Source organism: Hymenobacter lapidiphilus, assembly GCF_013377885.1.
GTDB lineage: Bacteria > Bacteroidota > Bacteroidia > Cytophagales > Hymenobacteraceae > Hymenobacter > Hymenobacter lapidiphilus.
The window spans coordinates 20,732-31,872 of record NZ_JABKAU010000043.1 but is presented as its reverse complement, the minus strand read 5'-3'; the positions used below and the strand labels follow the sequence as shown (position 1 = coordinate 31,872).

8 protein-coding genes are annotated in these 11,141 nt (G+C 64.5%); 7 read left to right on the top strand and 1 reads right to left on the bottom strand.

Annotated elements, in window-relative coordinates; genetic code table 11:
- Window positions 1-101 precede the first annotated feature (101 nt).
- The 5 genes from HW554_RS17385 (at window position 102) to HW554_RS17365 (ending at window position 7,429) form a co-directional block, all read left to right on the top strand.
- On the top strand, window positions 102-1,589 hold the full coding sequence (locus tag HW554_RS17385) for a PhoX family protein (protein ID WP_176909845.1): 1,488 nt from the start codon (window positions 102-104) through the stop codon (window positions 1,587-1,589).
- A gap of 158 nt (window positions 1,590-1,747) precedes the next feature.
- Window positions 1,748-3,694: a cytochrome-c peroxidase gene (locus HW554_RS17380; protein ID WP_176909844.1), complete on the top strand. Its 1,947-nt coding sequence runs from the start codon at window positions 1,748-1,750 to the stop codon at window positions 3,692-3,694.
- Between the two features lie 174 nt (window positions 3,695-3,868).
- Complete coding sequence (gene pafA, locus HW554_RS17375; RefSeq protein ID WP_176909843.1) at window positions 3,869-5,584, top strand: alkaline phosphatase PafA; 1,716 nt, start codon at window positions 3,869-3,871, stop codon at window positions 5,582-5,584.
- A 177-nt stretch (window positions 5,585-5,761) separates the two neighbouring features.
- On the top strand, window positions 5,762-6,352 hold the full coding sequence (locus HW554_RS17370) for an inorganic diphosphatase (protein WP_176909842.1): 591 nt from the start codon (window positions 5,762-5,764) through the stop codon (window positions 6,350-6,352).
- A gap of 180 nt (window positions 6,353-6,532) precedes the next feature.
- On the top strand, window positions 6,533-7,429 hold the full coding sequence (locus HW554_RS17365; RefSeq protein WP_176909841.1) for a UbiA family prenyltransferase: 897 nt from the start codon (window positions 6,533-6,535) through the stop codon (window positions 7,427-7,429).
- A 198-nt stretch (window positions 7,430-7,627) separates the two neighbouring features.
- On the opposite strand, the gene HW554_RS17360 is transcribed toward HW554_RS17365, so the two are convergent.
- Window positions 7,628-9,139 (bottom strand): NAD(P)H-hydrate dehydratase, encoded by a 1,512-nt coding sequence (locus HW554_RS17360; protein ID WP_176909840.1) that lies wholly within the window; start codon window positions 9,137-9,139, stop codon window positions 7,628-7,630.
- Window positions 9,140-9,253: 114 nt separating this feature from the next.
- Here HW554_RS17360 and HW554_RS17355 point away from each other — a divergent pair, with 114 nt between their 5' ends.
- Window positions 9,254-10,444, top strand: coding sequence for a hypothetical protein (locus HW554_RS17355; RefSeq protein WP_176909839.1), 1,191 nt, complete (start codon window positions 9,254-9,256; stop codon window positions 10,442-10,444).
- 131 nt (window positions 10,445-10,575) lie between these two features.
- Window positions 10,576-11,034 (top strand): peptide-methionine (R)-S-oxide reductase MsrB, encoded by a 459-nt coding sequence (msrB, locus tag HW554_RS17350; RefSeq protein WP_176909838.1) that lies wholly within the window; start codon window positions 10,576-10,578, stop codon window positions 11,032-11,034.
- Window positions 11,035-11,141 lie beyond the last annotated feature (107 nt).

The window sequence follows — 11,141 nt, the reverse complement described above, 5'->3', positions numbered from 1 at the left end:
AACGACTTAGCAATGCAGGGGTTACGCTGCCGTAACAGGCCCCGGCTACTTTTGGGCATCCTTTCCACCTCCCCTTTACCGGGGCGAATTGCTGCCTGTATATGTTGAAAACTACTACGCCTGCCCGCCTGCTGACCGCGCTGGCCCTGAGCGCCGGGCTGGCCGCCTGCTCCGACGACAACACGCCCAACGTAGCCCAGACGGCGGCCGTGAAGCTCGATAACTACTCGGCCACGCCCGTGCTGGCTACGGCCCAGTCGGGTTTCACCAACCTGAAGCTCTACTCGCTCATCAGCTCCGACGACCAGCTGGCCGCTACGCCCGAGTTCATGTTCGGCGGCTCGGCCGATGGGGCCGGGCTGTTGCGCAACCCCGACGGCAAGGGCTTTACCATGCTCGTCAACAACGAAGACAACCGCGCCATTTCGCGGGTGCGCTTCGACGAAACGCTGCGGCCCATTGGCGGGGAGTACATGCTGAACTCCGATGGTGGCCGGTGGCGGCTGTGCTCGGCTACGCTCGTAACGCCCGAGGAGCACGGCTTCGGGCCCTACTTTCTGAGCGCGGGCGAGAGTGCCGTCGATGCCCAGACCCACCTGATTCAGCCCTTCGCCGACAACAACACCCAGAGCACGCCCAAACAGGTTAAAGGGCTGGGCTACTGGAGCGCCGAAAACGCGGTGCCCCTGCCCAAAACCGCCTACGCCGGCAAAACAGTTATCCTGACGGGCGAAGATGCCTCCGACGCCAGCGGCGGCCAAGTGGCCCTGTACCTGAGCAACACCGTGGGCGACCTCGACGGGGGCCAGCAGTACATGCTGCGGCGCACAGACCTCAACCAACGCGAGAAAGACCTGGTTGTGGGCCAGAAATACGAGGTGGAGTTTGCCGCCATTCCCAATTACCAGAGCCTGACCGGCGCTCAGATGCAGACTCAGGTCGACCCATTGAAAGCCATTAAGTTTGGCCGGGTCGAGGATCTGGACTACCGCAAGGGCGGCGGGGCCAACGGCCGCGAGGTGTATTTCAACGTAACGGGCCAGGCCATTTCGGGGGCCAACGCCGACCAGAGCCGCACGATGTGGGGCCGGGTGTACCGCCTCGTGCTCAGCGAGCAGAACCCACTGGTGGGCACGCTGGAAGTAGTGCTCGATGGGGACGACCGCAACGGCAAGGCCGGCGCGTTCCAGAACCCCGACAACATCTGCGTAACCAACCGCTACGTGTACGTGCAGGAGGATTCGAACGGCTACGGCTCCGAAACGCACGATGCCTACGTGTACCAGTATGATATTGCCACCGGCGGCCTGAAAACTGTGCTGGAGCTGGACCACCGCCGCACCGCCCCCGACAAGGACAAGTACAACGTAACCGGGGCCGGCTACACCCCCGCACCCTCAGACAAGGGCGACTGGGAATACGGGGCCCTCGTCGACATATCGGACGTGGTCAACATCCCCGATACATTTATCCTCTGCATTCAGCCCCACACCTGGCGGGCGCAGAAATACAAGGATGGCGGCGCCAAGCCCAACAACGGCAACGACCAGGCCAGTCAAGTTATCATTGTGAGCGGTCTGCCGCGCTAATCCGCCGCTTTGCCGGCTTTGCTAGGGTGCTATATAAGTGGCTGTTCAGGTGCTGTATTACGCGTGAAATCGTCAGCCGCGCCGCCCCCTGCAAGGGGCGGCGCTTTGGCCTTCGGCCAGCCCCGTCGCAGCCAACTACTCATTAGAAACTACTGCTCATGCCCGCTTTCAACCGAATATCTGCTCAACTGCTGCTGCTCGTGCTGGCGGCCGGCCTGCTGCTGTGGGTGAGCTGCCGGACCCCTGCGCGCCCGGCCCGCCAAGCCGCCACTTCCGCCGCCACGCCTGCCGCCCAGGTGCTGCAAGCCTACCAGCGCGACCTGCGCCACCTCGATTCGGCGGTGGCGAGGCTGCACCGGGCGGTAGCCGCGGGCCAGCCAGCGGGCCGGCAGCGGGCCGCGTTTCTGGCGGCCCGCCGGGCCTGGAAGCGGGTCGAACTGCTGGCCGAGTACTACAGCCCCTCGGCCGCCAAAGCCCTCAACGGCCCGGCGCTGGTTGAGGTGGAAGAGTTCGACCAGCAGCAGCGCCTGCAGCAGCCCGAGGGCCTGCAGGTGCTCGAAACCTACTTCTACCCCGACCTCTACGCGCCCACCCAGCGGGCCGAATTGCTGGAGCAGCTGGCCTTCGTGCGTAGTACGCTGTTGGGCCTGCGCCACACCGCCGCCAGCCTCATGCCCACCGACCGCCAGCTCTTCGACGCGGCCCGGCTGGAGGTATTTCGGGTGATTTCCCTCGGTGTTACGGGCTTCGACACGCCGGCCTCGCCCGGCCTGGTACCCGAAACCGCCGCGGCCCTGGCCGGTGTGGCCTCCGCCGTAACGCCTTACCGCGGCCAGTTGCCCACCCGCCCGGCCGGCCGCCTCGACAGCCTGCTGCGGGCCGCCCAGGTCTACCTGCGTCGCCACCCCGACGCCGCCGCCTTCGACCGACTGGAGTTTATCGTGGCCTACGCTAACCCGCTGAGCCAGCGGCTGTGGGAAGCGCAGCAGGCCCTGGGCATTGCACCCCCCGCCGAAGTACGGGCGTTGCGGCCCGACGCGTCGTCGTTGTTTGCGCCCGATGCCTTCGAGCCGATGGCCTTCGCGCCAATGACTACCGCGGCCGTACCGGCGGCGCGGGCCGAGCTGGGCCGGCTGCTGTTTTTTGACCCCGTACTCTCGGGCAACGGTAGCCGCAGCTGCGCCAGCTGCCACCAGCCTGCCCGCGCCTTTACCGATGGCCAGGCCCGGAGCGTGGCTTTCGCCGGAGCCCGGGCCGGGTGGCGCAACGCGCCCACGCTGCTCAACGCGGCCCTGCAGCGGGGCCAGCGCCACGACGGGCGGCTGTTTTACCTCGAAGACCAGGCCGCCGATGTGCTGCACAACCCCGCCGAGATGCACGGCTCGCCGACTGCCGCTGCCGGGCTGCTAAGCCGCAGCCCGGCCTACCAGAAAGCCTTTGGCCGCGCGTTCGACCGCGACCCGGCCGGCGCTGCGACCGGGGCCGAGGTGCAGGCCGCGCTGGCGGCCTACGTCCGCTCGTTGGTGCGCCTGCAAGCTCCGCTGGATGCGTATATGCGGGGGCAACGCGAGGCCCTGAGCCCAACTGCCCGGCGGGGGGCGGCCGTGTTTCTGGGCAAAGGCAAGTGTGCTACCTGCCACTTCCTGCCCCTGCTCAACGGCACGGTGCCACCCGGCTTTGAGCGCACCGAGTACGAGGTGCTCGGCACGCCGACCCGCCCCAACAGCCGCCGCCTCGACGCCGACTCCGGCCGCGGCGGAGCCACGGGTATCGAGTGGCAGAAGCATGCCTTCAAGACCCCCACGCTGCGCAACATTGCCCTCACCGCGCCCTACATGCACCAAGGCACGTTCCGGACGCTGGCCGAGGTAATCGAGTTCTACGACCAGGGCGGCGGAGTGGGCCAGGGCCTGTCCGTACCCAACCAAACGCTGGCGCCCGACTCACTGCACCTCAGCTCCACCGAAAAAACCGACCTGCGGGCCTTTCTGGAGCAGGCCCTCACCGATACGACCGGCCTGTACCGGGCCGCTCCAGCCCGCCTTCCCGCTTTCGGGGGCGGGCTGAGCCACCTCAATGCCCGGCCCGTGGGCGGCCGGTATTAGTTGTTAGTTGTCAGTGAGAGAACGTCATTCTGGGCGAAGCGCAGCGTAGTCGAAGAATGACGTTCTCTCACTGACAACTATCAACTGACAACTAAACACCGGCAACTGAATCAAACTACCTTTGTCTGTTGAACCGCTCGTCGTCTTCGGGCGGCGGCCTTATCAACCCCTGCCTTGAAAAGAAGCCTGACCCTGCTGCTGGCCGCCACATTGGCGCTGCCCGCCCTCGCCCAGAAGAAGAAGTCCGCTGCCGCCACGCTGGAACGCCCGAAGCTGGTGGTGGGCATTGTGGTAGACCAGATGCGCTACGACTACCTGTACCGCTACTGGAGTAAGTACGGCTCGGGCGGGTTTAAGCGGCTGCTGGGCGAAGGCTTCAGCTACGAGAATACCCACTACAAGTACGTGCCCACCTACACCGGGCCGGGGCACGCCAGCATTTATACCGGCACCACGCCCTCGGGCCACGGCATTATCGGCAACAACTGGCTGGTGCGCGAAACCGGTCGGGCCACCTACGTCACCGAAGACAAGAAAGTGCAGCCAGTGGGTGGTTCTATGGAAGCCGGCCAACAGTCGCCGGCCCACATGCTGGCCACTACCATTACCGACGAGCTGCGGCTGGCTACCAACTTCGAGAGCAAGGTGATTGGCGTGTGCATCAAAGACCGGGGCTCCATTCTGCCCGCCGGCCACGCCGCCAACGCCGCTTACTGGTACGACGGCACCAACGGCGCCTTCATCAGCAGCACCCACTACATGCAGCAGCTGCCCGCCTGGGCTGCTACGTTCAACGCCGAAGGCCGGGCCGCCAAGTACCTCGATCAGCCCTGGAACACGCTGCTGCCCATTGCCCAGTACACCGAAAGCACCGCCGACGATGTTACTTGGGAGTCGGCTTTCCGGGGCGAGGAGCGCCCGGTATTCCCGCACGATCTGCCCCGCCTGAGCGCCCAGCTACCCACCGCCGTGAAGGGGGCGTTGCAGGCCACGGGCGAGAAAACGGCCCCCGTCCGCAACCTCGACCTCGTGCGCTCGACGCCCTTCGGCAACTCGCTGACCTTGGACTTCGCGTTGGCGGCCATGCAGGCCGAGCAGCTGGGCCTGCGCGGCACCACCGACTTTCTGGCCCTGTCCTTCAGCTCCACCGATTACATCGGCCACCAGTTCGGTCCTAACTCGATTGAGGTGGAGGATACGTACCTGCGCCTCGACCAGGACCTGGCCCGCCTCTTCGACTACCTCGACCGCACGGTGGGCAAGCGGCAGGCGCTGGTGTTCCTGAGCGCCGACCACGCCGCTGCCCACTCGCCCGATTTCCTGCTGGCCAACAAGCTGCCGGCCGGCTCGGTGGGCCCGCGCCTCATGCGCGACTCGCTGCAGCGCCAACTAGTGCGCCAGCTTGGCCCCGGACAGTGGGTGCAGAGCTACGAAAACCAGCAAGTGTACCTCAACCGCCCGCTCATCGCCCAGAAGAAGCTCGACCTGTACACGGTGCAGCGCCTGACGGCTGAGCTGATGCTGGGCTTTTCGGGCGTAACGCGGGCGCTGGCCGCCGAAGACGTGCAGAAGTCGCACTGGGAAAGCGGGCAGCTGATGTACCTGGAGAATGGCTACTACCCCAAGCGCAGCGGCGACGTGCTGGTGGTAATGGCCGCCGGCTGGCTGGAATCGTATGCCTACCCCATCAACAAGGGCACCACCCACGGCTCGGGCAGCGCCTACGATACCCACGTGCCGCTGCTGTTCTGGGGCTGGGGCGTGAAGCCGGGCAAGTCGTCGGCTCCGGCGAAGATTACCGATATTGCGTCCACGTTGGCGCGCTGGCTCCACATTCAGGAGCCGAGCGCCAACACGGGCGAGCCGCTGCGCGAGGTGCTGGGCTGGTAGCTTTTTTGAGCTGTTGGCTGACAGCGGTTAGCTGTTAGCTTTCGTTCGTTGGCCGGTTTTGTCTGCTTACCTTTGCAGCCCGCATTTGCGGACCGGCCGGCGCTGCCTGCCTCTTTCTTTTGTTTACTCACTTTCAAGCTAACAGCTACTAGCTCTCCGCTAACAGCTTAACCCAACATGGCCAAATTCAACCCCTGGCACGACGTAAGCCGCGGCGACAACGTCCCCCAAACCGTTACCGGCATCATCGAAATCCCGAAAGGCTCGAAGGCCAAGTACGAGCTGGACAAAGACAGCGGCATGCTGAAACTGGACCGCGTGCTGTTCTCGGCCGTGCATTACCCGGCTGCCTACGGCTTCATCCCCAAAACCTACTGCGACGACAACGACCCACTGGATATTCTGGTGCTGTGCTCGGTTGAAATCGTGCCTATGTGCCTCGTGGAGGCCAAGGTCATCGGCGTGATGCAGATGGTGGACGGCGACGAGGAGGACGACAAAATCATTGCCGTAGCCGCCCACGACATCTCCGTTAACCACTACAACGAGCTCGACGACCTGCCGCCGCACACCCTGCGCGAAATGCAGCGCTTCTTCGAAGACTACAAGGCGCTGGAGCACAAATCGGTAACGGTGCAGCGCTTTTTGCCCCGCGAGGAGGCTTACCGCATCATCGACGAAAGCATCAAGCTCTACAACGAAACCTTCCCCAACGGCAACGACCACGAAGCGGTACTGGCCAAGGAAGAGCTAGAAGCGAAAAGCTAGAAGCACAACCAGCACGACGTAGGGGCGGGGCTTGCCCCCGCCCGCCGTTGAACAAATCCCCTTGGCCGGTTGAGAGCCATCAGTGGGGTCGTTCAACGGCGGGCGGGGGCAAGCCCCGCCCCTACATCGTTCTGCCGACAGCCTTATTCCTTTCTGTTGCGGGCGTTCTAACTTGCCCCCATGCAAGCTGCCCGCCCTACTTCCCCAACCCCGCTTCCGCCGCCGCCCAAGTGGCGGCAGTTGCTGGATGCGGTGCTGTATAGCAGCGTGTGGCTCTCGGTGGCGGCCCTGGGGCTGATGTGGGCCACGTTTCTGTTCTGGGGCGTTCACATCTCGGGGCGGCTGGGCGGGCTGATTTTTGCCGCCACGCTGTTTCTCTACAACCTCGACAGCGTGCTGCCCTACAAGCACGGCCAGCTGCCCGGCGCCACCCGCCGCAAGCAGTGGATTCGGGCCCACCGGCCCCAGCTGCTGGCCCTTGCCCTGGTGGCCGGTACGGCGGCCGGCATCTTGTACCTCACCGATGCCCGGCTGCTGCCCCTCACGCTGTTCGGCGGCCATCTGGCGCTTATCTCAGTGCTCTACTCGATGCCGCTGTGGCGCCGCCGGGGCCGCTGGTGGGCCCTGCGCGATTTGCCGCTGCTCAAGGTGTTCCTCATTGCCTACGTCTGGGCGGCCGTCACCGTCTGGATACCCGCCCTGTACCTGGGCCGCGACTGGGCGTCGCCGGTAGTGCTGGTGCTCTTCGCCCATCGTTTCCTGCTCATTCTGGCTTTAGCGTTGGTTTTCGACATCCGCGACTACAGCAAAGACCGGCTGACCGGCACCCGCACGTTTCCGGGCGTGTTGGGCATCCGGACCACCAAATGGCTGGGGCTAGCGGCCCTGCTGGGAGCTGCGCTGCTGGTACCGTCCGGCGTATCGGTGGCCCACGCCGTGGCGCTGGTGGCACCGCTGGGGCTGGCTGCCGCCGTTATCTGGTACGCCGAAGAGTCGCGGCCCGACTACTATTTTGCCCTGCTTACCGATGGCGTAATGGTGGCGCAGTTCGTGGCCGTGTGGCTGGCGGTGGGGTAAGTGAAGTGGTGGGAAGGTGGGGCTTGCGGTGGGAAGGTGGGGCAAAAAGAACGGTGTCATACTGAGCGAAGCGGAGTGGAGTCGAAGTATCTCTACCGCAACGCTAACTCCAATGGCTGTAACGACGCAGTAGAGATGCTTCGACTCCGCTCTGCTTCGCTCAGCATGACACCGTCACCGGTCCTTTATTCACCCAACTCACTCGTCCATCAGCTCCTCCAGCGCCGGGCCGATAAAGCGCACGATATCCGAGGCGAGCAAACCCGCGTGGCCGGTGTGGGGCAGGGCCAGGTCGGCGGCGCGGCCGTGAGCGTGCAGGCCTACCAACGCTGCAGCCAGGGGCGAAATACCTTGGTGAGCCCGCAGGGCCAGCAGCAAACCGGTAAGCACGTCGCCGCTGCCGCCGCTGGCCATGCCTGGGTTGCCGGTGCTGTTGAAGTAGAGGGCGCCATCTGGGGCGGCCAGGGCGGTGTAGGCACCTTTGAGCACGCAGTAGCAGCCGGTGCGGCCCGCGAAGTTGCGGAGCTGGTCCAGGCGGTGGTAGTCGTCGCGGGCAGGCTCGCCCACGAGGCGCTCAAATTCTTTGGGGTGGGGCGTGAGCAGCGAATCGGGCGGCAGCAGTTGCTGCAACTCGGGCTGGGCGCCCAGCAGGTTGAGCGCGTCGGCGTCGATTATGAGCGGAACCTGAGCCGTTTCGAGCAGCTGCCGCAGTACCGCGCGAGTGTCGTCGTGCTGCCCCAGCCCCGGCCCGATGCCCACGGCGGCGTAGGGTGTCAGGTCGGGTAGCTCGGTGAGGAAATCGGTAGCGGGGTCGGCCAGGCACATAGCCTCGGGCGCCGATATCTGGAGGATGTCGTAGCCCACGGCCGGTACCCGGGTAGTCATCAACCCCACCCCGGCCCGCAGGCAGGCCTGGGTAGCCAGCACCGCCGCGCCGATTTTACCCTTGCTGCCCGCCAGCAACAGCGCGTGCCCGAAAGTGCCCTTGTGGCTGAACTTCGGCCGCTTCGGCAGCCGCCCCCGCAGCTCATCGGCCGTTACGAAGTGTATAGCACAGGCCATGTTCTGGATGGCCTGTGCGTCGAGGCCAATTGGCAGCAGCCGCCAGTCGCCCACGAAACTGGCGTTTTGGGGCAGCAGGAAAGCCAGCTTGGGTAGCTCGAAGCTGAGCGTATAGGTGGCCCGCATAACGGCGCTGTCGGCTGGCTGGGTCGCATCAGCGTAGAGGCCCGAGGGTATGTCCACCGCCACCACGGTTGCGTCCGAGTCGTTGAGGTGCCGCACCAGCGCCGCGGCCAGGCCCTCCAGCGGCCGGCTCAGGCCGGTGCCGAACAGGGCATCGACTACCACCGTCCCGGCCGTAATGGTGGGCAGGTTATCGGGGGCAATTTGCCGGACAGCCAGCCCGGTTGGCAGCTGCTGCTTTTGGTGGGTGAAGTCGGTCGAATGCCGGGCCGCGGGCAGCAGCCAGAGCTGTACGGGGTAGCCGGCACGGTGTAGCTGCCGGGCCACTACCAGCCCGTCGCCGCCGTTGTTGCCGGGCCCGCAGCACACCTGGATTTCGGTGTCATAGTCGAGCAGCAGCTCATCGAGTAGCCAGTTGGTAACGGCACCGGCGGCCCGCTCCATAAGGTCGGCGGAGGTGATGTGCTGGGCCTGGATGGTGGCTTGGTCGAGGGCACGGGTCTGGGCAGCGGAGAGGAGCTTCATAGGGTTCGCTTAACGCCGGAAGCTTGGCCGGGGTTGATGCATCGGAAGGGCAGGCGAGTCCGTTTTGGTGAAAAGCTCGTTTGTTATTGCGCAGCTTGTTTGGTAGTTATGCAGATGATTAAACAAGTCGGTTGCCTAATTGCCGTGCTGAGTACCTTAACGGCCTGCGCGCAGGAAACCAGCAGTTACAAACCATCGGCTGCCATTCGGCAAGAAGCCCGGAGTGACAAGCCCGGGGCCAATCAGTATGCCGCCTGGGATTTGTCGTATATCGGCGAGTACCAAGCGGCCCTGGAAGTCTGGGATGGCTCTCCGCGGCCTGTCCGGCCCTTATCGGCCACCGATAGTACCGCTTTCATGGCCCTGCGGCCCGTAAACGCCCGCGCCTACATCCTGCGCCGCGCCCGCACCGAGCGCATCATTATTCTCAACGAAGCCCACCACAACCCCCGGCACCGGGCATTTGCAGCCTCTCTATTGCCGGAATTGGCTAAGCTGGGCTATCAGTATTTTGCCGCGGAAGGGCTGAATGAGCAGGACACGCTGCTCAACCGACGGGCCTACCCCACGCTGGCCACAGGCTACTACACCAAGGAGCCGCAGTTCGGCCAGCTGCTGCGGACGGCCAGCCGCTCGGGCCTGAAGCTGGTAGCGTACGATTACGGCTTCTCACGCGAAGGGGAGATGGATGAGCGGACCAAGGCGCGCGAAACGGCCCAAGCCCGCAATATTCAGCAAATTCTGCAGGCCGACCCGCAGGCGAAAATTGTGGTGTACTGCGGCTTCTCCCACATCAACGAAGGCCCGAACGGCATGGTCACGGCACCCGCAATGGCGCACCATCTAAGCCGCCTGACTGGCATCAATCCGTTTACTGTCGACCAGACGGCACTAACCGAGTCCGGTACGCGTGGTGGGGAAAATGCCAAGTACCGATTAGCCCAGGCCCCGGAAAGTGCAGTGTTCCTAACTACCGAGAACCAGCCTTACGCCGCCGCTGACCCTAACATGTCGGTTGATGTAAACGTGTTTCATCCGCGTACTACTTACGTACAGGGCCGGCCAGGCTGGATTTTCACGGCTCGGCGGCGGCCTGTGCCGCTCAAGCAGCAACTGACTGTAGGCTACCCCTGCCTGGTATTTGCCTATGATGCGCGGGAAGACCTGACCACCGTCGTGCCGGTAGATATTGTGGAGTTGCAGAGTGCCACTGACCAAAAGGCTATGGCGCTCGGCAAGGGGCGCTTCACGCTGGTGGCAAAGGGGCCCGCGGGCAATGCACAAATGTGGTCGGTTAAGCGCTGAAGCGGTCCGAGGCCGGCACGAGCCCGCTGTTGCCTGCCCTCCGGTGAAGCCTTGCCAGAAACTTCCGGCCTACCCGGCGCGTTTGTAACAGAAGCCTGCGGGCTGCCTTTACCCAATCAAACCGACCCCTCATGCAAACCTGGAACGATATTATCCGGCTGGCCAACCACGGCAGCCCGGCCCCCGCTAAGCGCGTGGAAAAAACCGAAGCCGAGTGGCGCGCCCAGCTCACGCCCGAGCAGTACCACGTTACGCGTGAGCACGGCACCGAGCGCGCCTTCAGCGGCGAGCATTGCGAAGCCCACGAGGCGGGCCTCTACGCCTGCATCGGCTGCGACACCCCGCTCTACGACTCCACTACCAAGTTCGATTCGGGCACCGGCTGGCCCAGCTTCACCCAGCCCATCACCGAAAATGCCCTGCGCTACAAGAAGGATACAAGCTACGGCATGACGCGCATCGAGGTGCTTTGTAACGCCTGCGACGCCCACCAGGGCCACGCCTTCCCCGATGGCCCGGCTCCTTCCGGCGTGCGACTCTGCATCAACTCGGCTTCGGTGAAGCTGGTGAGCGAAAAGCAGGAGGCCTAAGCGTTTTAGTTCGCTTCGAGAATGCAGTTAAAAGCCCTTCCGCGCCTTGCGGAAGGGCTTTGCTGCGCCAGTGCAGGCAGCAGCCACCATACGCCGGCCCGAATGAC